Below are 24904 nucleotides of genomic sequence, written 5' to 3' on the forward strand. Positions count from 1 at the left end.
ATCCTGTTGACGTGGTGTCGTCTGCGCCCTCTCGCTTAAGCTGACTTCATGGCCTCTATCCTCACCAATCTGTTCGACGGCGTCGCCTACGGCATGCTGCTGTTCGTGCTGGCCTGCGGGCTCGCGGTGACGCTCGGGCTGATGAACTTCGTCAACCTCGCGCACGGCGCCTTCGCGATGGCCGGCGGCTATATCTGCGCCGTGCTGGTCAATCAGTCCGGCTGGCCGTTCTTTGCGGCGCTGCCGCTCGCCTTTGTCGGGAGCGCCGTGATCGGCATCGCGCTGGAGCGCACGCTGTACCGCCATCTCTATAGCCGCAGCCATCTCGACCAGGTGCTGTTCTCGATCGGCTTGGTGTTCATGTCGGTCGCGGCGGTCGACTACATCATGGGATCGTCGCGGGTCTTCATCAAATTGCCGGCGGCGCTGGAGGGGCAGATCGATCTGTTCGGCGTCGGCATCGGGCGTTACCGGCTGATGATCGTCGCGATCTGCGGCCTGCTCACGCTGGCGCTGCAGCTGATCCTCGCCAAGACGCGGTTCGGCAGCCGCCTGCGGGCAGCGGTCGACGACCCGCGCGCCGCGATCGGGCTCGGCATCAACGTGCCGCAAGTGTTCGCCTTCACGTTCGCCTTTGGCTGCGGCCTCGCCGGTCTCGGCGGCGCGCTGAGCGCGGAGATCCTCGGGCTCGATCCGTACTTCCCGCTGAAATTCATGATCTACTTCCTGATCGTGGTGACGGTCGGCGGCTCGTCCTCGATCACTGGGCCGTTCCTGGCATCGCTGCTGCTTGGCATCGCCGACGTCGCCGGCAAATATTACGTGCCGAAGGTCGGCCCCTTCGTGATCTACACGGTGATGATCGTGATCCTGCTCTGGCGCCCGAACGGCCTGTTCGGCCGCACCGCGGCGCGGTGAGGCTGATATGACCGCGTTGTCCGACGTCTCCACCCACGCGATGGCCAGCGCGCGCTGGCGGATCAGCGAGGTCGCCTTCTGGGTGCTGGCGCTGGCTTGTGCGTTCCTGTTCCCGTCGCGCTATCTGATCATGACCGATATCGTGCGGCTCGGCCTGTTCGCGGTCTCGCTCGATCTGATTCTCGGCTACGCCGGCATCGTCTCGCTCGGCCACGCGGCCTTCTTCGGCGTCGGCGCCTATTCGGCCGGCCTGCTGGCGCTGCATGGCATCATCAACGAGCCCGTCATCGCGCTGGTCGTCGCCGGTCTCGTTGCGGCGGTGCTCGGCTTCCTGACCAGTTTCCTGGTGATCCGCGGTGTCGACCTGACCCGGTTGATGGTCACGCTCGGCATCGCGCTGCTGCTGGAAGCGCTCGCCGAACGCTTCTCCGACATCACCGGCGGCACCGACGGCCTGCAGGGTATCGAGATGCAGCCGATCCTCGGGCGGTTCGCCTTCGACATGTTCGGCAAGACCGGGCTCTTCTACTCGCTGATCGTGCTGTTCATCCTGTTCCTGTTGGCCCGCCGCGTGGTGCATTCGCCGTTCGGCCTGTCGCTGCGCGCGATCAGGAACAATCCGCTGCGCGCGGCCGCGATCGGCATACCGGTCAACCGCCGCCTGATCGCGGTCTATACGCTGGCCGCCTTCTATGCCGGAATCGCCGGCGCGCTGTTCACCCAGACCACGGCGCTGGCCTCGCTCGACGTGTTTTCCTTCGAGCGCTCCGCCGATTTGATGCTGGTGCTGGTGATCGGCGGCACCGGCTATCTCTATGGCGGGTTGATCGGCGCGGTCGTGTTCAAGATGCTGCAGGAGCTGTTTCAGAGCATCACTCCGCAATACTGGCTGTTCTGGATCGGCCTCGTGCTGGTCATGATCGTGATGGTCGGCCGCGCGCGCATCCACCGCTGGGTGCTGTTCGTGCCGAACCTGATCATCCGACAATGCGCCGGCCGCAAGGCCGCCGTCACCGTGCCCGAGGGCGACGCGCCATGACGATCGCGCTCGAAACCCGCGGCCTCGAAAAGTCCTTCGGCGGGCTTCGCGTCACCCGCGACCTCTCGCTGAAGGTGGTGCAGGGCGCCCGCCACGCGCTGATCGGGCCGAACGGCGCCGGCAAAACCACCGTCATCAATCAGCTGACCGGGGTACTGACGCCGAACGGCGGGCGCATCCTGCTCGAAGGCTACGACATCACCGGCCTCTCCGTGCACAAGCGGGTGCTGCGCGGGCTGTCGCGCACCTTCCAGATCAACCAGCTCTATGCCGACCTGACCCCGCTCGAAACCATCGGGCTTGCGGTCTCCGAACGAATGGGCCGCGGCGGCGACTGGTGGCGGCGGATGGGAACGCGCAACGACGTCAATGCCGAGATCTCCGAGATCCTGTCGCGCTTCCATCTACTCGACGTGATGACCGAGCTCACCTCGACATTGCCCTACGGCAAGCAGCGCCTGCTCGAGATCGCGGTTGCGATCGCCGCCAGGCCGCGGGTGCTGTTGCTCGATGAGCCCGCCGCCGGTGTGCCCGAGAGCGAACGCCACGACATCCTGGCGGCGGTTGCGGCGCTGCCGCGCGAGGTCACGGTGCTGCTGATCGAACACGACATGGATCTGGTGTTCTCCTTCGCCGACCGCATCTCGGTGCTGGTCAATGGCGGCCTGCTCACCGAAGGCGCGCCCGACGAGGTGGCACGCGATCCGCAGGTGAGGGCGGTCTATCTCGGCGAGACGACCGATGTCTGACTTGCTCTCCATCCAGGGCCTGCGCGCCGGATATGGCGAGGCGGTAGTGCTGCCCGACATGTCGCTGGCGCTTGCCGAGGGCCAGGTGTTGGCGCTGCTCGGCCGCAACGGCACCGGCAAGACCACGCTGATCAATTCGATTGTCGGCATCGTCAGGCGCCTCAGTGGCAGCATCGCGCTTGCGGACCAAGACATCACGGCGCTGCGGCCCGACCAGCGCGCCCGCGCCGGGATCGGCTGGGTGCCCCAGGAGCGCAACATCTTCCGCTCGCTGACGGTGGAGGAGAACATGACCGCGGTGGCGCAGCCCGGGCCGTGGACGGTCGAGCGGGTGTACGAGATGTTTCCCCGCCTGAAGGAGCGGCGCAGCAATTTCGGCAACCAGCTGTCCGGTGGCGAGCAGCAGATGCTGGCGATCGGTCGCGCGCTGACGCTGAACCCGAAGGTGCTGCTGCTCGACGAGCCGACCGAAGGCCTTGCGCCGATCATCGTTGAGGAATTGTTAAAGGCGATCGGAACCGTCACCCGCTCAGGTGGCATCTGCTCGATCATCGTCGAGCAGAATGCCCAAAAGATTCTCGGGCTCGCCGACCGCGTTGTGATATTGGAACGCGGGACGATCGTGCATGATGCCGCAAGCAGCGCGCTGAAGGCCGATCCCTCCGTCCTCGAGCGCCATCTCGGCGTCGCCGGGACCAAAAAACACTGACGCTCTCAGGGAGTTCACCATGCAGCGAACCAAGCCACCGTTCCGCGCCGACGAGGTCGGCAGCCTGTTGCGTCCGCCGAAGATCAAGGAAGCGCGCGCCAGGCTGGAGAAGGGCGAGATCTCGGCCGACGAGCTGCGCAGGATCGAGGACATGGAGATCGAGAAGGTCGTGCACAAGCAGGCCTCGGTCGGCCTCAAGCTTGCGACCGACGGCGAATTCCGCCGCTCCTGGTGGCACTTCGATTTCCTCAGCCATCTGACCGGCTGCGAGCTGTTCCACCCCGACATGGGCATCCAGTTCGCGGGCGTGCAGACCCGGCACGACGCCATCAGGGTGATCGGCAAGCTGGACTTCTCCGATCATCACCCGATGCTCGATCACTTCAGGTTCCTGAAGAAAAACGCCGACCAGGCGCATGTCACCCCGAAGATGACGATCCCGTCGCCGGCGGTGCTGCACTTCCGCGGTGGCCGCAAGCTGATCTCGAAGGAGGTCTATCCAGATCTCGAGGAGTTCTATCAGGACCTCGGCAAGACCTATCGCAAGGCGGTGAAAGCGTTCTACGACGCCGGTTGCCGCTACCTGCAATTCGACGACACGGTGTGGGCCTATCTGTGCTCGCCGGAGGAATTGCAGAAGTCGCGCGACCGCGGCGACAATCCCGACGGCCTGCAGGAGATCTATGCCCGCATCATCAATTACGCGATCGCCGATCGTCCGTCCGACATGGTGATCACGACGCATGTCTGCCGCGGCAATTTCCGCTCGACCTGGATTTCCTCCGGCGGTTACGAGCCGGTCGCCGAGACCATGCTGGCCGGCACCAATTACGACGGCTATTTCCTCGAATATGATTCCGATCGTGCCGGCGGCTTCGAGCCGCTGCGCTTCCTGCCCAAGGGCAACAAGGTCGTGGTGGTCGGCGTCATCACCTCGAAGTTCGGTGAGCTCGAGAAGAAGGACGACATCAAGCGGCGGCTGGAGGAGGCATCCAAGTTCGCCCCGATCGAGCAGCTCGCGGTGTCGCCGCAATGCGGCTTCGCCTCGACCGAGGAGGGCAATATCCTCTCCGAGGAAGAGCAGTGGGCCAAGCTCAGGCTCGCGGTCGAGGTCGCAAATGAGGTGTGGGGGAAATAGCCTCCGCTGTATCCTCGTGTCATTGCGAGGAGCGACAGCGACGAAGCAATCCACCCTTGCTTTTGTGGAGGCATGGATTGCTTCGCTTCGCTCGCAATGACAGAGGGGTTCACCTCTCCGCCAGATAGACCTCGCCGAGCAGCGAGGAGTTCGACCACGGCACCTGCTTGCCCTTGGTCGCGGCGACGACTTCGGCGCGGACTCGCGTCAGCATCTGCTGCACTTCGAGGCCGGGCGTGCCGACGTGGCGCGACAGTGCGGCCGAGAACGGGCTGTTGGCGCCTTCGCCGTCGAGCGCGACCTGGCCCGGCGCGGTCGCGAACGCGATCAGCGTGCCGGCGCCGAGCGTCGAGCCCGATCCGAGCGAGGCAGGCGCGGCAAGGCCTGAGCCGGCCTCGATGCCGCGGCTCGGGCCGGCAGATGCCACCTGCGGCGCCATCGGATTGTTGCGGCAGGCATCCAGGATCAAAATGTTGGTGCGGATCTGGTCGTCGAGGCCGGCCATGATGGTGTCCATGTCGACCATCGCGTCGGTCATGCGACCGCCCGCCTTGAATTCGATATCGACCGGCACGAGGTAGTTGCGACCATCGACCTGCACGCCGTGGCCGGCGTAGTAGACCACGGCGATCTGCGACCGCGCCGCCTCGCGCAGGAAATCATGGATCGTCGTCTGCATCGCGTCGCGATCGAGATCGAGCCCTTCGGAGACGGTGAAGCCGATGTCGCGCAGGCTCCTTGCGATGGCGTGGGCGTCGTTCGGCGGGTTGGGCAGCGCCTTGACATGCGCATAGGCGCCGTTACCGATCACCAGCGCGACGCGTCGGGCGGTGGCTGCGGCCTGCACGCGTGCCGTGGGCGCGGTGGGCGCCGGCGGTGCGGGCGCAGGGCTGCTCTCGGCGGCAGGTGCCGCCGCGGTCTTGCGCGGCGCTGCGTCGGCTTCCTTGAGCAGTGCAAGCCGCACCTTGGCGGTGGCCTGGTTGGCCTTGCTACCGGCATCGGAGGCCACGCCTTCGAGCACTGAGGCGTAATCTTCCTTGGCGTGCGCAGCGTCGCCCTTGGCCTCATAGGCGAGGCCGCGCTGGGTGTAGGCCGAGATCAGCACGCTGCCGGGCGGCGTCATGATGTTGGCGGGCGCCTTCGCCTTCGCGAGCCGGATCGCTTCGGTCGTGTCCGCAATCGCGCGCGCGATCTCGCCCTTGGCGCGCCAGATCACGGCGCGGCTGATCAGCGGCTGCGGCAGCGACGGATCTATCCGGACCGCTTCGTTGATGTCGGCGAGCGCGCCGTCGAGATCGCCGAGCGCCTGCTTCGATGAGCCGCGGTTCTGATAGGAGAACGCCGACTTCGGACCGGTCCTGATCGCGGCGTCGTAGTCGGCGATGGCCTTGGCGTATTCGCCCTTGCCGCGATAGGCATTGCCGCGGTTGTGATAGATGATGCCGCTCGGCGGCCCCATGCGCAGGGCGTCGTTGAAGTCGGCAATCGCGATGTCGTATTCGCCCTTGTCGTAATAGGCCGAGCCGCGCAGATTGTAGACGGCGGTGCTGGGCTTGAGGCGCAGCGCCTCGGTGGCGTCAGCGATCACCTGCGCGTAGTTGCCTTTCTTGTTCCAGCCCACCGCGCGCCAGAAATAGATGGTCGCGAGCTTCTCGCCGGAAAACACCTTCAACGCGATGATCTTGGTGCAGGCGTCGATCATCTGGTCGGCCGGCGTGGTGTCGGTCGTGCAGAGTGGGCCGAGCTGGGCGCGGGCCTGAGCAGAGCAGGGCGCCGACCACAGGAAGGCTGCGAGCAGACAGGGGATCAGGAGCAGGCGGCGCATCGGTCATCCAGAGGTGGGCCGTCACGATGATCGGTGACAGCACGCCGATCCAAAAGGCGGTTCCAGGAGGTTGTCCATGACTGTTTGGTGATCGGCCGTGGAGGGGGTTCAACAGGTGGGAAAATGGTGGTAAGACCTTGCAGCACACTACTTCTGCCCACTCCTGTCCCACTCGAACAGCTGCCCACTCGGCGTGATGAAGAACGACGAAATCCTCAGTCAGATCACGGATTTCTGCCGCCACTCCGACATGGCGGAGACGACGTTCGGCCGCCGTGCCGTCAATGACGGCAAGCTGGTGCACCGGCTGCGCGAGGGCAAGCGCATCACCATCGATACGCTCGATCGCATCAATGCCTTTATCGCCACCTCGACGCCGGGCGGCGTGGCGCCGCCGCGTGGCCTCGTGGTGCCGCCGGAAAAGCGCGATCCGAGGGGCAATTTCCGCTTCTTCGAGAACCGCCAGCGCTATCTGTTGTTCGTGCACACCTGCAGCGAGAAGCGCGTGATCGCCGATCGCGTCGCGTTGGAGCTGGCCGCGATCCACCCGCGGCCGCCGGCGCTGCGGGTGTTCGATGCCGGGATGGGCGACGGCACGGTGCTGGCGCGGGTCCTGCGTGCCATGCATGGCCGCTTCCCACATATGCCGTTCTATGTCGCCGGCAAGGAACTGAGCCTGGAGGACGTCCGCCTCACCCTCGACAAGGTCCCCGACCGACTGTTCGAGCACCCGGCGAGCGTCTTCGTCTTCACCAACATGTATTACGCCGAGGCGCCCTGGCTGACGCCGAAGAACTCCGCGGCGGCCGCCAGCATGATCTGGCACGAGGTCGCCCTTCGGGGCGCGTCCTCGGGCGAATTCGAGGCCCAGATCGCGGAACTCGGCCCCTTCCTGGAGCAGAACTGGCGCGCCAACCTCAGCCCCGGCAATGCGATGCCGATCTATGAGCGGCCGGTGGCGCTGGTGCTGTACCGCGACGATCACCGCTTCCTGCTCGATTCCATCATTCCCCGCGCCGGCCGGACCGAGGCCAATTTCGACCTCGTGATCGCCTCGCAGCCCTATCGCGCCAAATCCTCGGTGAATTTCCGCGCCAAGCGGATCATCGCGCCGCTCGCCCGCGCGCTGCGCGGCGGTGGACGGCTGATAGGAATCCACTCCCACGGAAGCGATCCCGGACTTGAAATCATTCAAGCCGTCTGGCCCGGAGAAAATCCTTTCGCCGTCAGCCGTCATGAGATACTGCGCGCGGTGAAATACGAGTTGGGCTCGGCCGGCCGCGAGCTAAATTTCAACGCCTACGCCGATAACCGATCGATCTTCCGATATGATATGGAAGCGCTGCCCAATGAGGTGACCGGCTCGATCGGAACCTCGACGGCCTTCGCCGCGTGGAATGCAGCCGTGTATGTCGCGCAGATCGAAGATGAGCGGCTGACTGAAACGACCGAAAACGGACGAGCTCTCGAGGCCACACGCGAGGTTCTCCGCAAGCACAACGGGCTGTGGTTCTACGACGAATCCTACGTCATCTCGCGGCGACGAGAGTGACATTCCGGGGACATATTCACCAACCAACGTCGGACTTCGACGAAACAAGGGGTTTGCTTGATGCGCGCGTCTTATCTCTTCACCAGCGAGTCGGTCTCGGAAGGCCATCCGGACAAGGTCTGCGATCGCATCTCGGATGAGATCGTCGATCTGTTCTATCGCGAGGGACCGAAGGCGGGCATCGACCCGTGGCAGATCCGCGCGGCGTGCGAAACGCTCGCGACCACCAACAAGGTGGTGATCGCCGGCGAAACCCGCGGGCCGGCTTCGGTCACCAACGAGCAGATCGAGGGCGTGGTTCGCTCCGCGATCAAGGACATCGGCTACGAGCAGGACGGCTTCCACTGGAAGACCTGCGACATCGAGATTCTGCTGCATCCGCAGTCGGCCGATATCGCGCAAGGCGTCGACGCGCTGCAGCCGGGCGAGGTCAAGGAAGAGGGGGCCGGCGACCAAGGCATCATGTTCGGTTACGCCACCAACGAGACGCCGGACCTGATGCCGGCGCCGATCTTCTACGCCCACAAGATCCTGCGGCTGATCTCCGAAGCGCGCCACTCCGGCAAGGAGAAAGTGCTCGGACCGGACTCCAAGAGCCAGGTCACCGTGCAGTACGAGAACGGCAAGCCGGTCGGCGTCCGCGAGATCGTGGTGTCGCATCAGCATCTGGTCGAGGACCTCTCGTCGAAGCAAATCCGCGACATCGTCGAGCCGTATGTGCGCGAGGCGCTGCCGAAGGAATGGATCAACGGCAAGACGATCTGGCACATCAACCCGACCGGCAAATTCTTCATCGGCGGTCCCGATGGCGACTCCGGCCTGACCGGCCGCAAGATCATCGTCGACACCTATGGCGGTGCGGCTCCGCATGGCGGCGGCGCATTCTCCGGCAAGGATCCGACCAAGGTCGACCGCTCGGCCGCCTACGCCGCGCGCTATGTCGCCAAGAACATCGTCGCGGCCGGTCTTGCCGACCGCTGCACGCTGCAGCTCGCCTACGCGATCGGCGTGGCGCGCCCGCTGTCGATCTACATCGACACCCACGGCACCGGTAAAGTGTCGGAGGATGAGCTCGAGAAGGCCGCAGCAAAGGCGATGGATCTGACGCCGCGCGGCATCCGCACCCATCTCGATCTCAACCGCCCGATCTACGCGCGCACCTCGGCCTACGGCCATTTCGGCCGCACGCCGGACAATGAAGGCGGCTTCTCCTGGGAGAAGACCGATCTCGTCGAGCCGCTGAAGCGCGCGCTCTAACTTTCTTGCCTCGCCCCGCCTGCGGGGAGAGGTCGCCACGAAGGTGGCGGGTGAGGGGGAATCTCCGCGAATTCAGAGCGCGGATCGTGCCCCTCACCCCCGGCCTTCTCCCTGTAGAGGCGGGGAGAGGGAGAAGATCGTGCCACATCGCGCTCCGCCCGCTTTGTTGCTGACACGCTGAATTCACTCATTAGGAAACCGACATGAACGCCCCCACGAAGCCCGGCTTCACCGACTACATCGTCAAGGACATTGCGCTCGCCGATTTCGGCCGCAAGGAAATCTCTCTGGCCGAGACCGAGATGCCCGGTCTGATGGCCACCCGCGAGGAGTATGGCCCCAAGCAGCCGCTGAAGGGCGCACGCATCGCCGGCTCCCTGCACATGACGATCCAGACCGCCGTGCTGATCGAGACGCTGGCCGCGCTCGGCGCCGATATCCGCTGGGTCTCCTGCAACATCTACTCGACTCAGGATCACGCCGCTGCCGCGATCGCAGCCGCCGGCATTCCGGTGTTCGCCGTGAAGGGCGAGACGTTAACTGAATACTGGGACTACACCGCAAAGCTGTTCGACTGGCACGGCGGCGGCACGCCCAACATGATCCTTGATGACGGCGGCGACGCCACCATGCTGGTGCACGCCGGCTACCGGGCCGAGCAGGGCGATACCGCTTTCCTCGACAAGCCGACCTCCGAGGAAGAGGAGATCTTCTACGCGCTGGTCAAGCGTCTCCTGAAGGAGAAGCCGAAGGGCTACTTCGCCGAGATCGCCAAGAACATCAAGGGCGTCTCGGAAGAGACCACCACGGGCGTGCATCGCCTGTACGAGATGGCCAACAAGGGCACACTTTTGTTCCCGGCAATCAACGTCAATGACAGCGTCACCAAGTCGAAGTTCGACAACCTCTATGGCTGCCGCGAGTCGCTGGTCGACGGCATCCGCCGCGGCACCGACGTGATGCTGTCGGGCAAGGTCGCGATGGTCGCGGGCTTCGGCGACGTCGGCAAGGGCTCGGCCGCCTCACTGCGCCAGGCCGGCTGCCGCGTCATGGTCTCCGAGGTCGATCCGATCTGCGCGCTGCAGGCGGCGATGGAAGGCTATGAGGTCGTGACCATGGAGGACGCGGCGCCGCGCGCCGACATCTTCGTCACCGCCACCGGCAACAAGGACATCATCACCATCGAGCACATGCGCGCGATGAAGGATCGCGCCATCGTCTGCAACATCGGTCACTTCGACAACGAGATCCAGATCGCTTCGCTGCGCAATCTGAAGTGGACCAACATCAAGCCGCAGGTCGACGAGATCGAATTCCCCGACAAGCATCGCATCATCATGCTGTCGGAAGGACGCCTCGTGAACCTCGGCAATGCGATGGGCCACCCGTCCTTCGTGATGTCGGCGTCCTTCACCAACCAGACGCTGGCGCAGATCGAGCTGTTCGCCAACAACAAGGACGGCAAGTACGCCAAGAAGGTCTACGTGCTGCCGAAGACGCTCGACGAGAAGGTCGCGCGCCTGCACCTCGCCAAGATCGGCGTCAAGCTGACCGAGCTGCGCAAGGACCAGGCCGACTACATCGGCGTCAAGCAGGAAGGTCCGTACAAGTCGGATCACTACCGCTACTGAGCCGCGCTGACTGCGATCGATGAAGTGAAAAGCCCCGGCATCGTCCGGGGCTTTTTGCCGAGATGGCTCAGCGTGCCGTCATTGCCGACGGGCTCGCGACGCGGCGGCAAGGAGCCTGCATCACCCCGAAGCCCGCGCCGTGCCGTGCCCGAGTTGCCGCGAGATCTCGCCTGCACAATCGCGCAGCGCGGTCGCGATAGCGCTGTCCCAGCCGGCGTCGAACGTGCCCTCCGGTCCCATCGCGGTGATGACCAGGGCGACGTGGCCGGCGTGATCGAACACCGGCGCGGCGAAGGCGTTGACGCCGGGCAGGGGATCGCCGATCGCCCGTGCGAGCCCGTGGCTGCGCACCTCGGCAAGCATCTCGGTGGTCTTCGAATTGATTGTCTCTCGCTTCGGATTGTAGCCGACGCCGAGGCGATCGAGGCCGCTTTCGAGCGCGGTCCTGACGGCGTTCGGCGGCATGAAGGCGGCGAAGGCACGGCCGGTCGCGGTCTCGAGCAGCGCCACCACCGAGCCGACGCGCATGGCGATATGCACGGGATGGCTCGGCTCCTCGAGCCGCACCACCGTCGCGCCGTGGGTGCCCCAGACCGACAGCGACACCGCATGGTTGATGCTGTCGGCGAGCGCGGCGATCCGCGGCGTTGCGATTCGCACCGCGGATTGTCGGCGCAGGCTGATCAGGCCGAGCTCGAGCGCCAGCGCGCCGATCTCGTAACGGCCGGTGGTCTCGTCCTGCTCGATCAGGCCGATGCGGGAAAAGCTGACGAGATAGGGATGCGCCTTGGCCGGCGGCATGCCGGCCTCGCGGGCGAGATCGCGCAGCATCATCGGTTCGCCGCTGCGGGCGAGCGCCCGGAGCAATTCTCCGCCGACCTCGATCGACTGTATGCCGCGGCTTTCTCTCGTCATGTGGTCCTGTTCGTGTTCGTGCTTCTCGCAATTGGCAGGAAATCCGGCCCTTCGTGCTACCACCGTCATCCTAAGGTGCTCGCGAAGCGAGCCTCGAAGGATGCACGGCCACAGTCGGGGCCGCCCATCCTTCGAGACGCGCTGCGCGCTCCTCGGGATGACGGGACTTTTGTCATGCCGCGGTTCCTTCTCTCGCCGCGCCGGCGATGTGCTTGCCTGCGATGTAGCCGAAGGTCAGCGCGGGGCCGAGCGTGATGCCGGCGCCGGGATAGTTGCCGCCCATGATGCTCGCCATGTCGTTGCCGGCGGCGTAGAGGCCGGCAATCGGCTGGCCGTCGGCGTCGAGGGCGCGGGCATTGGCGTCGGTCCGGATCCCGGCATAGGTGCCGAGATCGCCGATCACCATCTTGATGGCGTAGAACGGCCCGTGCTGGATCGGCGCGATGCACGGATTGGGGCCGTGCAGGGCATCGCCCTGGTAGCGGTTGTAGGCGCGCGAGCCCTTGCCGAAAGCGGGGTCGCGGCCCTCCGCGGCGGTCGCGTTGAACGCCGCGACGGTTGCCTCGAGCGCTTTCGCGTCGATGCCGGCCTGCGCGGCAAGCTCGGACAGCGTCGCGCCGCGCTTGAGATAGCCGGTCTTCAGGTGATGGCCGAGCGGCATCGGGCGCGGCGGCACGCAGCCGAGGCCGTATTTGCGCAGCGTCTGGTGATCGCAGAGCAGGAAGGCCGCGATCTCCTCGCCAGGCTTCGCCGCCTTGATCATTTCCTGCACGAAGTCGTGGTAGGAATTGCCTTCATTGGCAAACCGCTTGCCGTCGCGCATGACAGCGATCACGCCGGGTTTGGCGCGGTCGATGAAATGCGGCATCACGCCCTTCGAGCCGTCCTTGCGCGTGGTGCCCGAGACCGGCACCCAGGCCGCGGCATTCGGCAGTGAGTCCTCGACACGGCCGCCTGCAGATTCCGCAAGGCGTAGGCCGTCGCCGGTGTTGCCGGTCGGACCCGGCGAGTAATGTTCCTTGCCGGTCGGCGCATGCGGAAACATCTTCTGCCGCCGCGCGACGTCATGCGGGAAGCCGCCGCAGGCGAGCACGACGCCGCGCTTCGCGTTGACGCGGATGGTGCGGCCTTCGCGCTCTATCACCGCGCCGCGCACCACGCCGTTCTCGACGATCAATTCGCGCACCGGCGAATTGAGCCAGAGCGGGATCTTCAGGTCGAAGGCGGATTTCGCCAGCCGGCCGGCCAGCGCGTTGCCGTTGGTCAGCGTCATGCCGCGGCCGTTGCGCATCACGTCGATCGCGTGCTTCGACAGCCGCTTGGCGACATAGGCCGCCGAAGTCAGCGACCGCGTCGCGCGCATGAAGTGGACGATCTCCTTGCCGGAGCCCAGCATCATGCCGAACACGGTGAGCTCGGGCAGGGGGCTGCCGAGGTTCTTGATGGCCTCGCCGAGCTCGTGGCCGTCGAACGGCCGCGTCACCATCGAGCGGCCGCCCTGCGCGCCCCCGGGCGCCTCCGCATGATAGTCCGGGAAGGTCAGCGGCATGTCGAAGCGCACGGCGGTCTTGGTGGTGAAGAAGTCGACCGCCTTCGGCCCTTCGGTGAGGAACGCATCGACACGCGCGGCGTCGAAGCTGTTGCCGGCCTCGTGGCGCAGGTAGGTCCTGGCCTGATCGGGGCTCTCCTCGATGCCCCAGGCCTTCGCCAGCGAGGTGCCGGGAATCCACAGCCAGCCACCGGAACGCGCGGTGGTGCCGCCGAAGCGCGGCTCCTTCTCGACCACCAGGACCTTGAGGCCGTGATGGCCGGCGGTGACCGCCGCCGACAGCCCGGCGCAGCCGGAGCCGACGACGAGCGCGTCGCACTTGTACGCTTCTTGCGTTTCTTCGTTGGCCACGCGATCGATCCTATTTCTTGAGCAGCGGGCACTTGGACTCGGACACCGGGCGGAAGGCGTCCTCGCCCTTCACCGTCTTGATGATGTCGAGATAGTCCCACGGCTCCTTGGATTCCGAGGGCTTCTTCACCTTCGCCAGATACATGTCGCGGATGACGCGGCCGTCCTCGCGCAGCTTGCCGCCATGCACGAAGGTGTCCTCGATCGGCAGCTCGCGCATCTTGGCCATCACCGCTTTCGGATCATCGGTGCCGGCGGCCTGGATCGCCTTGAGATAATGCAGCACCGAGCCGTAGACGCCGGTCTGGATCATGGTCGGCATCACGTTGGCGCGGGCGAAGAACTTCTTCGACCAGGCGCGCGTCTTCTCGTCCATGTTCCAGTAGGATGCCGTCGTCATATAGGTGCCCTGCGCGGCGTTGAGCCCGATCGCATGCACGTCGGTGTCGAACATCAAAAGGCCCACCAACTTCTGGCCACCCTGCACGAGGCCGAACTCGCCGGACTGCTTGATCGAATTATCGGTATCCTGGCCGGCATTGGCGAATGCCACGACGTCCGCCTTCGAGCTCTGCGCCTGCAGCGCAAAGGAGGAGAAGTCGGCGGTGTTGGTCGGGTGCCGGACGCTGCCGAGCACCTTGCCGCCCATCTCGTTGATGAAGCGGGTGGCATCCTTCTCGAGCTGCTGGCCGAACGCATAGTCCGCGGTGACGAAGAACCAGGACTTGCCGCCCTCCGCGATCACTGCCGAGGCCGTCACCTTCGACAGCGCATAGGTGTCGTAGGCGAAGTGCACCGTGTTGGGGCTGCACAGCTCGTCGGTCAGCGAGCTGGCGCCGGGGCCGGACAACAGCGCAATCTTGTTGCGCTCGCGCACCATGTTGTGCACGGCAATCGCGATGCCGGAATTCGGGATGTCGACGACCGCGTCGACCTTGCCGTTGTCGAACCAGCCGCGCACGATCTGCACGCCGACATCGGTCTTCATCTGGTGGTCGGCGGAGACGATCTCGATTGGCTTGCCGAGCACGGTGGGGCCGAACTCCTCGACCGCCATCTTGGCCGCCTCGACCGAGCCTGGGCCGGAATTGTCGCGCCCCCAGCTCGAGAGGTCGGTCAGCACGCCGATGCGTACGACGTCATCGGACACCTGGGCATGAGCGGCCGTAGTCATTGCCGCGAGAATGGCTGCCGCCAAAACTTGTCTCATCATTCCTCCCTCTCGATGTCCGCATTCTCAGACGGACCATTTCGCGATTAGTAATTATCTAATCAGTTTGTCAATGGCGAATGATGGGTGTGTGATTGCGGCCACACGGTGGCCTGCTCGAATAAGGCGGTGCTTCACATTTGGTGAGCAGACGCTTACATGGCTGAACCGGGATGGCACGGCAGCAGGGCTTTGGCTCGCGCCAGAACTCGCGGCAGTGTCAAGTCACGATGAAACAGGGGAATTTTCGCGGACGGCGTTGCGCTTCGCCGCCCAGGGCTAAGCCGCCCATTGAGGGTTCAGGCTGCTACGGGGCGGTGCATAAAGAGCATCGGGGGGCCGCGATCATAGACGGATCATGTTGAGACAGCTCTTCGCGCCGCAGCTCGTTATTCTCTACGTGCTGGCGGCCTCTACACTCTACGTCCACTTCCGTGGCAAGCAGCGGCTGCGCTTCGCTCGCCAACTCGGCGATCACTCGACCTACCTCGCTCCCTACAATGTGCTGATGTATGCGGGCTCCGCGGTGCCGAACACGCCGGTGATCCCGGTCGAGCAGTTTCCCGAGCTCAAGAAGCTCTCCGACAATTGGCAGACAATTCGCGACGAGGCCACGCGCCTGTTCGACGAGGGCTTCATCCGCGCCGCGGCCAAGAACAACGACTGGGGCTTCTATTCTTTCTTCAAGAGCGGCTGGAAGCGCTTCTATCTGAAATGGTACGACGACTTCCTGCCGTCGGCGCGCACGCTGTGCCCGAAGACGGTGGAGCTGTTGAATTCGATCCCGAACGTGCACGGCGCGATGTTCGCGATGCTGCCGCCCGGCGGCAAGTTAGGGGCGCATCGCGATCCCTTCGCGGGCTCGCTGCGCTATCACCTTGGCCTGGTGACGCCGAACTCGAAGGAGTGCCGAATCCTGGTCGACGGCGTCGAATGCGTCTGGCGCGACGGCGAGGCCTTCATGTTCGACGAGACTTTCATCCACAGCGCCGAGAACAAGACCGACGTCAACCGCATCATCCTGTTCTGCGACGTCGAGCGCCCGATGAAGTACGGCTTCATGACCAGGATCAATCGCTGGGTCAGCCACAACATCGTCAAGGCGTCGGCGACCCAGAACGTCGACGGCGAGCATGTCGGCGCGCTGAACAAGGTGTTCGGCAAGCTCTACGAGATCCATCTCGCCAGCCGCAAGGTCAAGGAATGGAATCGGAACGTGTACTACACGCTGAAGTATTCCGTGACGGCGCTTATCCTCGGCCTGATCGTAATGTCGGCGCTGCGGTGATTGCGGCGGCCGCACCGCGTTGAACGCAAAAGCCCCGGAGCCGACCGGGGCTTTTCTCTGGCGGGCGAGCTGTCAAGCGCAACGACATCAGTCGCGTTCGAATACCTTGGCACCGGGGTAGACCCGCCTGGCGTAGGCCACGACCCACTCGCGGTCCTGGGTCTCCAGGAACGGAGTTCGGATCTTGCACGACCCGACGATGAGGTGCCACAGGCCATCCAGCTTTTGAATGTTGACGATCATTTGAGTGTTCCCCGCAGAACCCGCGTTCCAGTTGGCATTGCGTCTCGCGATCGTCTAGCGACTCTCCCTTCGGAGCAGTGATCCCGATCACGGAACTCCAATGCGCCCGTTGGAGCAGCTGCGAATTTAAGAATCGCTCGCCACCGCTCAACTGTACGCGCGTCAGCACAGGGTGCGACAAGGAATGAGGGCAGCATACCAAGGTATGTTGTGGACGCGTTGAGCCTCGGCCTGACCGTGATGTTTCCGCTGCCTCGCTTGGAATTACGGTTCCCGATTGGCGCCGACGCCGAGTGAACCGAGCGTGTCGGAAGCGGCATCCATATCGGCGGCAGTGATTGGTTGGTCGACGATGAACAGATAGCATCCCGCCGAGACGACGCCGATCAAGGCGCCGACGACGAGCGCCGGCACGAACGAACCGGTCTTCTGCACGATCAGGCCGGTCACGGTCGGCGCCAGCGCGCCGCCGAGATATCCGCCGAAATTCTGCACTGAGCCGATCGAGGCGGTGCAGTTGGTCGGGACCGCGACCGAACTCAAGGCCCAGGCGCAGGTGCTGGTCACATAGACCAGAAACAGCGAGATCGAGATGAAGGCGATCGCCAGCGCGTTGCTCTCGACATAGGCGGCAGCCACCGTGCAGGCGGCCGTTCCAAGCAGTGCGATCGCGGCCGGGTAGCGCCGGCTCCTGAGCGGCTCGACACCGCGGCGGACCAGGATGTCGGCGATGTATCCGCCGACGACGCCACCGACGACACCGCAGGCGAACGGCACCGCGGCGGCCCATCCGGTGTATTTCACGCTCATGTGGCGTTCAATCTCGAGATAACCCGGCAGCCAGGCGGTGTAGATCCAGGTCAAATAGATGCAGCCGAAATAGCCGAAGATCATGCCCCAGATGGTGCGGAAGCGGAACAGCAGCGACCAGTCGCGGAACGTAACCTTGGTGCGCCGGCCGGGCGGATCGCCTTGTGTCCGGTAGGCGTTCTCGTGCGGCGTGAGCGCGACCTGCTCGGGGTTGCGATAGAGCCCATACCAGCAGACGGCGACGACGAGGCCGGCGATGCCCATGATCACGAACATTGCGCGCCAGCCGAATGTCAGCATCAGATAGGTCAGCAGCGGCACGGCAATCGCCGTGCCGAGCGATGACGCGCAATTGAACACGCCGGTCGCAAGCCCCCGGTCGCGCTGATTGAACCAGTCGCGGACCACGCGCGCGCCGGTCGGAAATTGCGGGGCCTCGCCAATCCCGAGCAGGACGCGGGCCCCGAAGAACTGGCCGAAATTCTGCACCAGGCCGCCGACGAGCTGCGCGAACGACCACAGTCCGAGGCCCATGGCGAGAAGAAGGCGCGGACCCAGCCGGTCGACCATCGCACCGGTGGGGAGCTGCGAGAATGCATAGGCCCAGAGGAACGCGGAAAGCAGATAGCCCATGTCCGCGATGGACAATCCGAGTTCCTCGCGGATCAGCGGATTGGCAACTGCGAGGGTCGCGCGATCGATGTAATTGACGACCCCTGCAACGACCAGCAGAGCCAGCGCGACGCGCTGAATCGATTTCAGACGTGGCGTCGCAAGCTCGATTCCCGACATGATTCGTTTTTCCTCACCAATGATTTTGCCGGACAGTATCGGCGCGCGTGGTGTCGAACCAGAACGGAAGTTGCCAAGCCTGCGTTGCGGTTTCGACATGGACCGGGCGTCGGCCCTGGCGTCATCGCGCTATCACCAACGGCTGCGAGGCAATCAATCCGGCCTCACGGCCCGAAGAATTTGGCGGGCGGGGGCGGGTTCCGGTCGCTCGCACCGAAGTGCTACAGTCCTGACCGGGATTCCGTATCGAAAGGCTTTCTCATGCCCGAGACCACTGGAGCTTTCGCCACAACTGCGCTGAGCGGCTACGAGCTGTTGGCCGATCCGCAGTTGAACAAGGGCACGGCGTTCTCCGAGGCCGAGCGCGAGGCGTTCGACCTGCACGGCCTGCTGCCACCCAATATCCTGACGCTGGATGAGCAGGTCTCGCGCCGCCTCGAGGCGCTGCGCGGCTACGAAACCGACATCGAGCGCTATGCCTTTCTGCGCGAACTGCAGGACACCAACGAGACGCTGTTCTACGCGCTCCTGGTGGGCAACCTCGAAGAGCTGCTGCCGATCGTCTACACGCCGACCGTCGGCGAGGGCTGCCAGAAATTCAGCCGGCTGTTTCGCAAGCCGCGCGGGCTGTTCCTCAGCATTCCGCACCAGCACCGCATCGACCGCATTTTCGCCCATCCGCGCTTCGACCATGTCGAGGCGATCGTCGTTACCGACGGCGAGCGCATCCTCGGCCTCGGCGACCAGGGCGCCGGCGGCATGGGCATCCCGATCGGCAAGCTCGCGCTCTACACCGGTTGCGGCGGCCTGCATCCGGCGACCACGCTGCCGATCATGCTCGATGTCGGCACCGACAATCCAGACTGCCTGGCCGATCCGCTCTATATCGGCTGGCGCAACGAGCGCGTCCGCGGCCAGCAATATGACGACTTCATCGAGGCGTTCGTCTCCGCGGTGGTGAAGCGCTGGCCGCGCGTCCTGCTGCAATGGGAGGATTTTGCCAAGAACAACGCGACGCGGATGCTGGAGCGCTATCGCGACCGGCTGCTGACCTTCAACGACGACATTCAGGGCACCGCGGCGGTCGCGACCGGCGCCTTGCTCTCGGCCATCAACGTCACCGGCGTGTCGCTGACCGAGCAGCGCGTCGCGGTGTTCGGCGCTGGCTCCGCCGGCTGCGGCATCGCCAGCCTGATCCGCGCGGCGATGATCGATGCCGGTCTGTCCGAGAGCGAGGCGGCGGAGCGCTTCTTCATGGTCGACCGCGACGGGCTGCTGCTTGAGGGCATGAGCGGGCTCGCCCCGTTCCAGCTGCCTTTCGTGCAGAGCAGGCAGGCGATCGCGGGCTGGCAGCTCAGCCATCCCGACAAGATCGCGCTGCTCGACGTCGTGCGCAACGCGAGGCCCACCGTGCTGATCGGCGTCTCCGGCCAGGCCGGAGCGTTTTCCGAGCCGATCGTCCGCGCAATGGCCGGCTGCAACCAGCGGCCGGTGATCTTCCCGCTGTCGAATCCGACCTCGCGGGAGGAGGCGACGCCTTCCGATATCGAAGCCTGGACCGAGGGACGGGCGCTGATCGGCGTCGGCAGCCCGTTCCCGCCGATTGTGCGCGACGGCGCGCGCTTCAAGGTCGACCAGACCAACAACTCCTACATTTTCCCGGGTGTCGGCGTCGGCTCGCTCGCAGTCGGCGCCAGCCGGATCAGCGACGGTATGTTCATGGCCGCAGCCAAGGCGCTGGCCAGCGTCTCGCCGGCCCGCAACAACACGAAGCACAATCTGCTGCCGCCGGTCAGCGCGCTGCGCGATGTGTCGCTGACGGTGGCGCTGGCGGTCGCGTTGCAGGCGCACAAGGAAGGGCTCGCCAAGGACATCCCGATCGATCAGGTCGAGGCGCGCATAAAGGCCAAGGTCTGGACGCCGCGCTATGTGCCGTATCGGCGCACGGCAGCAGGCGCTCCCTGATCGCGGATGCAGGTCGTATTCTGCAGCGCGCTTATCCTAGCAGCCGCGGCAAATGCCCTTGATCTTGCGATCGACGATCGCGTCTTCCGGATCGATGATCTGCTGCGGCGACGCAGTCGCTGCCGGAAGGTCGGCGGCGCGCGGCTGGCGATGACCGACCGGCGCCAACCATGGCCGCGTCGCGGTTTCGTTTGACGCGTAGACGCCAGGCTCCCGCACTGCCGCTTGCGCGGAGGAGGCCGTCATTGCCGCGGACAGAGTTGCAGCCAGGCCAAGTGCTCTGCCAAGTCGCCGAAGTTCGCTCATGAGAATCTCCATACGGTCATCGCCGCGTTGGCGCGGCCTTGATGAAATGGAGTGCTACTCGCGTCCCGGTATTCCCGGTCCGTCCGATGTGATCGGGCGCTCGCGGTTCGGTGATCGCGCGTGAGGAAATAATTTCCCGGCATCCACAGTCATTGGTCACAGGAGCCGAGCTTTATCGGCTTCATCCACGTGCGGAGAAACCCAATGACCAAATTGACCTTCGTGACGCTTGCCCTGGTTGCGGCAGCCGCGTACTCGGCTCAGGCGTCTGCCGCCAGCAACCATGCTGCGGCGCGGCGCGCCCATGCTTCGATGGCTACCACCACGGCGACACCGGTCAGCAGCAAGACCACCGATTGCGTTCGCGCCCCGAACGTCGGATCGTTCGCAACCGCGCCTTTCACCGAGCCGCCCTGCATGCCCGGCACGATGCGATGATAGCGTAAAGCGGAAAGCCCTGGACGTCTGGTCCTGGGTTTTCCGGGGCGGTGCGATGTCGCCGGGAAGCGGCCGCGGAATGGGCGTGACCCACCTCACAGCCAGGCCAGTGCGATCGTGCGAAGCGTGCGGCGTCGGAGCTGGCGCATGGTGCCCGGCCCGAGTTGAAGGAGACGTCGCATGACACGCAATTCGCTCGTAGCTTTCGCTGCCGTTGTCGCGTTCGGCGTAACCGCGCTGAGCTCCGCACAGGCGGGTGGGCTTCACATGACGCCACCGAAGTCAGTCGGCGCGAAGCTGCCTCCGGGCGGTTCGGGCGGCCCGCACCGCCAGCCGGTCGATCCGCAGCCCTCGCTCGGATCGGGCTACAGCGGCGACAGTGCGGGTGGCAGCGGTGGTGGCGGATATTTCGGCGATCCCAATCATCCCGGCCACGAGCAATTCTGAAAAGGCAACGGCCCCGAATTCGGTTCGGGGCCGCGGTCTGCTGGTGGATTAGATCCGGAGTTACTCCGGCTTGCCGATCGTCACGGCGAGCGTGCCGACGCCGTCGACGCCACATTCGAGCTTGTCGCCGACCTGGAGCTGCGAGACGCCGGCCGGTGTGCCGGTCATGATGATGTCGCCGGCGGCGAGCTTTACCTGCTGTGAGAGCTGCCAGATGATTTCAGGCACGTTCCAGATCAATTCGGTGAGGTCGCCCTTCTGCGCTTCCTTGCCGTTGACTGTAAGCCAGATCTTGCCGCTTGAGGGGTGGCCGATCTTTGAAGCCGGCTGGATCGCGGAGCAGGGCGCCGAATAGTCGAACGACTTGCCGATCTCCCAGGGCCGCTCCTTCTTGCGCGAGGCGATCTGCAGGTCGCGGCGGGTCAGGTCGATGCCGACGGCATAGCCGTAGACATTCTCGAGCGCCTTGTCGGCGGGAATGTTGAGCCCGCCGCTCTTCATCGCCACCACCAGCTCGACCTCGTGATGCAGGTCCTTGGTCAGCGGCGGATAGGGGATCGTCGCACCGTCCGGCACCAGCATGTCGGCATGCTTGGCGAAGAAGAACGGCGGCGCGCGCTCGTCATTGCCCATCTCCCTGATATGCTCGAGGTAGTTGCGGCCGACGCACCAGATGCGGCGGACCGGATAGACGCCGGATTCGCCGACGACGGGGAGCGAGGGCTGCGGGGGAAGCGGAATGACGGTGGAGGCGGCGTTCATGCGGATCTCGCTGCTCTTGAGGTGAATTTCAGTGGTCTAGCCGGTGGCGCTGATCGGCGCCAGTGCCAGCGGCGACGGGTCGTGGTGGTGCTGCAGGCGGAAGAACGAGGCGTAGCGGCCACCGCGGCGCAGCAGCTCCTCGTGACGCCCGCGCTCGACGATCTTGCCGCCCTCGACCACCAGGATCGCATCGGCGTGCATGATGGTGTGCAGGCGGTGCGCGATCACGATCGTAGTGCGGCCCTGGCACAGGTGCTCGATAGCCTCCTGCACCTGCTTCTCCGACTCCGAGTCGAGCGCGGCGGTGGCCTCGTCGAGCAGGATGATCGGTGCGTTCTTGATCAGCGCACGGGCGACCGCGATGCGCTGGCGCTGTCCGCCGGACAGTTGCGTGCCATGCTCGCCGACCGGCGTGTCGTAGCCGAGCGGGAAGCTCATGATGAAGTCGTGCGCGCAGGCGGCCTTGGCGGCGTCGACGATCTCGGCCTCGGTGGCGCCCGGCTTGCCGAAAGCGATGTTGGCGCGGATGGCGTCACGGAACAGATAGACGTCCTGGCCGACATAGGCGGTCTGCTGGCGCAGCGACTTGCGCGAGACCGACAGGATCGACTGCCCATCGATCAGGATGTCGCCCTCGAGCGTCTCGTAGAAGCGCAACAGCAAAGCAAGCACCGTCGATTTGCCGCCGCCGGACGGACCGACCAGCGCGGTCACCTTGCCGGGCTCGGCGACGAAGCTCATGCGGTCCAGCACCGGCTCACCGGGCCGATAGGCAAAGCTGACGTCGCGCAGTTCGATCCGCGCTTCGGAGAGTTTCAGCGCAGACTTGTCGTCGTCGGCCTGCTCGCTTGCGGGACTGTCGACGACCTCGAGCAGCATCCGTGCGCCGACCAGCTGGCTGTTGAGGTCGATGTTGAGCCGCGCCAGGCGCTTGGCCGGCTCGGTCGCCATCAGGAAGGCGGTCAGGAAGGTGAAGAACTGGCCGGGCGTCGAACCGAGCGCGACCACGCTGTAGCCGCCATACATCAGGCAGCCGGCGACCGCGAAGCCGCCGAGCATCTCCATCAGCGGGTTGGAGCGGTTGGCGACATGCGCCATCTTGTTGGCATTGCGCTCGACGGTCGCGATGTTCTCGTCGATCCGCTGCTGCATGGTGCCTTCCAGCGTGAACGCCTTCACGGTGCGGATGCCCTGCAGTGATTCCTGCATGGTCTCCATGATGTCGGCGGTGCCGGTGAACTGGTTGTAGGCGAGTCCCTTGATCCGCTTCACCAGCTTGCGCAGCACCAGCATCGCCGGTGGCACTGCCACGAGCCCGATGAACGACATCAGCGGGTCCTGCCAGACCATGACGGCGACCATGCTTATCAGCATCAGCAAGTCGCGGCCGATCGCATTGACCAGCATGTTGAGCACGTCGGTGATCGACTTGGCGCCGGCGGTGAGCCGCGCCAGGAATTCCGACGAGTGCCGCTGTGAGAAGAAGCCGATGCTTTCGCTCATCAGCTTGGCGAACAATTGCCGCTGGTTCCGCGCCAGGATGGCGTTGCTGATCTTCGACAGGATCACCATGTGGCCGTAGGTCGCCACGCCCTTGATGAACAGCAGCAGCACCGTGATCCCGGCAAACATCGCGATGCCGGGGATGTTCTTGTCGACATAGGCCTGGTTGATCACCTGGCCGAGCACGTAGGTGGCGCCGGCCGTCGAGCCGGCCGCAACGGCCATCAGGGCGAACGCCGTCAGATAGCGCCGCCAGTAGGTGATCCCCTGTTCCGTGACCAGGCGGCGAATCAGGATCGCCGCGCCATAGGGATCGTCGGTAATTTTCTTTGGAAACTGAGCCATCCGCGTTCCATTGACGGCGGGCTGCGCCGGCCGTCAGGGTTGCGGACCTCCTTGCCCGCTTGGCGGGGCTTTTTCAAGCACAATAACGGCTTGATTTTTAGGCCGATTCTGCCTGTCGCGCGGCGCCCCCGCGCTCCTGGAACAGCTTCTCCTCCCAGTCCAGCGCATGGCTCGCGATGGTCTCGAGATCGTCATACCGCGGGGTCCAGTCGAGCAGCGAGCGGATCCGGGTGGTATCGGCCACCATGGTCATGATGTCGCCAGGCCGGCGCGCGGCATAGGCGACCGCAAAATTGCGCATCGAGACCCGGCGCACCGCCTCGATGGTCTCGAGCACGGAATAGCCGCGGCCGTAACCGCAGTTCATCGTCGCCGATTGGCCGCCGCCGCGCAGATAGGACAGCGCAGAGCGATGCGCCTCGACGAGGTCGCTGACATGGATGAAGTCACGCACGCAGCTGCCGTCCTGGGTCGGATAGTCGGTGCCGAACACGTCGATCTTGGCGCGCTGGCCGGTCGCGGCCTCGACCGCGATCTTGAGCAGATGGGTGGCGCCGATGGTGGCAAGGCCGACGCGGCCCTTAGGATCGGCGCCGGCGACGTTGAAGTAGCGCAGCACGACGTAACTCATGCCATGCGCCGAGGCGACGTCGTGCAGCATGATTTCGGTCATCAGCTTCGACGAGCCGTAGGGCGACAGTGGACGCGTCGGCGCGATCTCCGGCACCGGCACCTGGTCCGGATTGCCGTAGACCGCGGCGGTCGAGGAGAAGATGAAACGGTTGACGCCGCCCTTCACCGCAGCATTGAGCAGGCTGCGCGTCGTCATGGTGTTGTTGCGGTAGTAGCCGAGCGGATCGCGCATGGAATCCGGCACCACGACGGAACCTGCGAAATGGATGATGCTGTCGATGCCGTGCTGAGCGATCACGCCCTCGACGAGGTTCTCGTCGCCGGCATCGCCAATGAACAGCGGAACAGCTTCGGGCAGGAACGCTGAGAAGCCGGTGGAGAGATTGTCGACGACGACGACGCTCTCGCCGGCATCGACCAGCGCATGAACCATGTGACTTCCGATATAGCCAGCACCGCCGGTCACTAGCACGGTCATGGATAGAGCTCTCCCGATATCTTTAACGGATGATGCTAGCGGGAGTGCGGT

General features: G+C 64.9%; 22 protein-coding genes. 12 read left to right on the top strand and 10 right to left on the bottom strand.

Going from position 1 to position 24904, the window contains the following annotated elements:
* Positions 1 to 48 precede the first annotated feature (48 nt).
* From AKN83_RS17995 to AKN83_RS18015, 5 genes are read left to right on the top strand one after another with little or no spacing between them, the layout of a single operon-like run.
* Positions 49 to 918, top strand: a complete 870-nt coding sequence (locus AKN83_RS17995; RefSeq protein WP_050403574.1) for a branched-chain amino acid ABC transporter permease — start codon at positions 49 to 51, stop codon at positions 916 to 918.
* Between the two features lie 7 nt (positions 919 to 925).
* Positions 926 to 1957, top strand: coding sequence for a branched-chain amino acid ABC transporter permease (locus AKN83_RS18000; protein WP_050403573.1), 1032 nt, complete (start codon positions 926 to 928; stop codon positions 1955 to 1957).
* Complete coding sequence (locus AKN83_RS18005) at positions 1954 to 2706, top strand: ABC transporter ATP-binding protein (protein ID WP_050403572.1); 753 nt, start codon at positions 1954 to 1956, stop codon at positions 2704 to 2706. Before AKN83_RS18000 ends, AKN83_RS18005 begins: the two co-directional genes overlap by 4 nt.
* Positions 2699 to 3415, top strand: a complete 717-nt coding sequence (locus AKN83_RS18010) for an ABC transporter ATP-binding protein (RefSeq protein ID WP_050403571.1) — start codon at positions 2699 to 2701, stop codon at positions 3413 to 3415. Before AKN83_RS18005 ends, AKN83_RS18010 begins: the two co-directional genes overlap by 8 nt.
* 19 nt (positions 3416 to 3434) lie before the next feature.
* Positions 3435 to 4553, top strand: coding sequence for a cobalamin-independent methionine synthase II family protein (locus AKN83_RS18015; RefSeq protein ID WP_050403570.1), 1119 nt, complete (start codon positions 3435 to 3437; stop codon positions 4551 to 4553).
* A 109-nt stretch (positions 4554 to 4662) separates the two neighbouring features.
* Here AKN83_RS18015 and AKN83_RS18020 read toward each other — a convergent pair whose 3' ends face one another.
* Positions 4663 to 6378 (bottom strand): caspase family protein, encoded by a 1716-nt coding sequence (locus AKN83_RS18020; protein WP_050403569.1) that lies wholly within the window; start codon positions 6376 to 6378, stop codon positions 4663 to 4665.
* 196 nt (positions 6379 to 6574) lie between these two features.
* Between AKN83_RS18020 and AKN83_RS18025 the strand changes: the two genes are divergently transcribed.
* The 3 genes from AKN83_RS18025 to ahcY all read left to right on the top strand — a co-directional run bounded on the left by AKN83_RS18025 (position 6575) and on the right by ahcY (position 10818).
* Complete coding sequence (locus tag AKN83_RS18025) at positions 6575 to 7930, top strand: hypothetical protein (RefSeq protein ID WP_050403568.1); 1356 nt, start codon at positions 6575 to 6577, stop codon at positions 7928 to 7930.
* Positions 7931 to 7990: 60 nt separating this feature from the next.
* Positions 7991 to 9187 carry a methionine adenosyltransferase gene (metK, locus tag AKN83_RS18030; RefSeq protein ID WP_050403567.1) on the top strand — a complete coding sequence of 399 codons (1197 nt, stop codon included), beginning with the start codon at positions 7991 to 7993 and terminating at the stop codon, positions 9185 to 9187.
* 203 nt (positions 9188 to 9390) lie between these two features.
* The gene (ahcY, locus tag AKN83_RS18035) at positions 9391 to 10818 is read left to right on the top strand and encodes an adenosylhomocysteinase (RefSeq protein WP_050403566.1); all 1428 of its coding nucleotides are present in this window, start codon (positions 9391 to 9393) and stop codon (positions 10816 to 10818) included.
* Between the two features lie 120 nt (positions 10819 to 10938).
* On the opposite strand, the gene AKN83_RS18040 is transcribed toward ahcY, so the two are convergent.
* From AKN83_RS18040 to AKN83_RS18050, 3 genes are all read right to left on the bottom strand, one after another.
* Positions 10939 to 11733: an IclR family transcriptional regulator gene (locus tag AKN83_RS18040; RefSeq protein ID WP_050403565.1), complete on the bottom strand. Its 795-nt coding sequence runs from the start codon at positions 11731 to 11733 to the stop codon at positions 10939 to 10941.
* A 172-nt stretch (positions 11734 to 11905) separates the two neighbouring features.
* Positions 11906 to 13633, bottom strand: a complete 1728-nt coding sequence (locus AKN83_RS18045; RefSeq protein ID WP_050403564.1) for an FAD-dependent oxidoreductase — start codon at positions 13631 to 13633, stop codon at positions 11906 to 11908.
* A gap of 10 nt (positions 13634 to 13643) precedes the next feature.
* A complete protein-coding gene (locus AKN83_RS18050) occupies positions 13644 to 14846 on the bottom strand; it encodes an ABC transporter substrate-binding protein (protein WP_430641562.1) in 1203 nt (400 codons plus the stop codon).
* A 355-nt stretch (positions 14847 to 15201) separates the two neighbouring features.
* Here AKN83_RS18050 and AKN83_RS18055 point away from each other — a divergent pair, with 355 nt between their 5' ends.
* Positions 15202 to 16131 (top strand): aspartyl/asparaginyl beta-hydroxylase domain-containing protein, encoded by a 930-nt coding sequence (locus AKN83_RS18055; protein WP_050403563.1) that lies wholly within the window; start codon positions 15202 to 15204, stop codon positions 16129 to 16131.
* A gap of 87 nt (positions 16132 to 16218) precedes the next feature.
* Here the strand turns inward: AKN83_RS18055 and AKN83_RS40590 are convergent, their stop codons facing one another.
* Positions 16219 to 16374 (bottom strand): hypothetical protein, encoded by a 156-nt coding sequence (locus tag AKN83_RS40590; RefSeq protein WP_167350189.1) that lies wholly within the window; start codon positions 16372 to 16374, stop codon positions 16219 to 16221.
* A gap of 264 nt (positions 16375 to 16638) precedes the next feature.
* On the bottom strand, positions 16639 to 17976 hold the full coding sequence (locus AKN83_RS18060) for an MFS transporter (RefSeq protein ID WP_172803572.1): 1338 nt from the start codon (positions 17974 to 17976) through the stop codon (positions 16639 to 16641).
* Positions 17977 to 18237: 261 nt separating this feature from the next.
* Between AKN83_RS18060 and AKN83_RS18065 the strand changes: the two genes are divergently transcribed.
* On the top strand, positions 18238 to 19941 hold the full coding sequence (locus AKN83_RS18065) for an NAD-dependent malic enzyme (RefSeq protein ID WP_050403562.1): 1704 nt from the start codon (positions 18238 to 18240) through the stop codon (positions 19939 to 19941).
* A gap of 36 nt (positions 19942 to 19977) precedes the next feature.
* On the opposite strand, the gene AKN83_RS18070 is transcribed toward AKN83_RS18065, so the two are convergent.
* Positions 19978 to 20247, bottom strand: coding sequence for a hypothetical protein (locus AKN83_RS18070; RefSeq protein ID WP_244522012.1), 270 nt, complete (start codon positions 20245 to 20247; stop codon positions 19978 to 19980).
* Positions 20248 to 20451: 204 nt separating this feature from the next.
* Between AKN83_RS18070 and AKN83_RS38375 the strand changes: the two genes are divergently transcribed.
* Positions 20452 to 20685: a hypothetical protein gene (locus tag AKN83_RS38375; RefSeq protein WP_083992114.1), complete on the top strand. Its 234-nt coding sequence runs from the start codon at positions 20452 to 20454 to the stop codon at positions 20683 to 20685.
* Between the two features lie 180 nt (positions 20686 to 20865).
* Positions 20866 to 21132 carry a hypothetical protein gene (locus AKN83_RS18075; protein ID WP_050403560.1) on the top strand — a complete coding sequence of 89 codons (267 nt, stop codon included), beginning with the start codon at positions 20866 to 20868 and terminating at the stop codon, positions 21130 to 21132.
* Positions 21133 to 21192: 60 nt separating this feature from the next.
* Here AKN83_RS18075 and AKN83_RS18080 read toward each other — a convergent pair whose 3' ends face one another.
* The 3 genes from AKN83_RS18080 to galE form a co-directional block, all read right to left on the bottom strand.
* Positions 21193 to 21894, bottom strand: coding sequence for a fumarylacetoacetate hydrolase family protein (locus AKN83_RS18080; protein ID WP_050403559.1), 702 nt, complete (start codon positions 21892 to 21894; stop codon positions 21193 to 21195).
* A gap of 36 nt (positions 21895 to 21930) precedes the next feature.
* Complete coding sequence (locus AKN83_RS18085) at positions 21931 to 23742, bottom strand: ABC transporter ATP-binding protein (protein ID WP_050403558.1); 1812 nt, start codon at positions 23740 to 23742, stop codon at positions 21931 to 21933.
* A gap of 97 nt (positions 23743 to 23839) precedes the next feature.
* Positions 23840 to 24853 carry a UDP-glucose 4-epimerase GalE gene (gene galE, locus AKN83_RS18090; protein WP_050403557.1) on the bottom strand — a complete coding sequence of 338 codons (1014 nt, stop codon included), beginning with the start codon at positions 24851 to 24853 and terminating at the stop codon, positions 23840 to 23842.
* Positions 24854 to 24904 lie beyond the last annotated feature (51 nt).

Origin of the sequence: Bradyrhizobium embrapense, from assembly GCF_001189235.2 — a bacterium.
GTDB classification, from domain to species: domain Bacteria; phylum Pseudomonadota; class Alphaproteobacteria; order Rhizobiales; family Xanthobacteraceae; genus Bradyrhizobium; species Bradyrhizobium embrapense.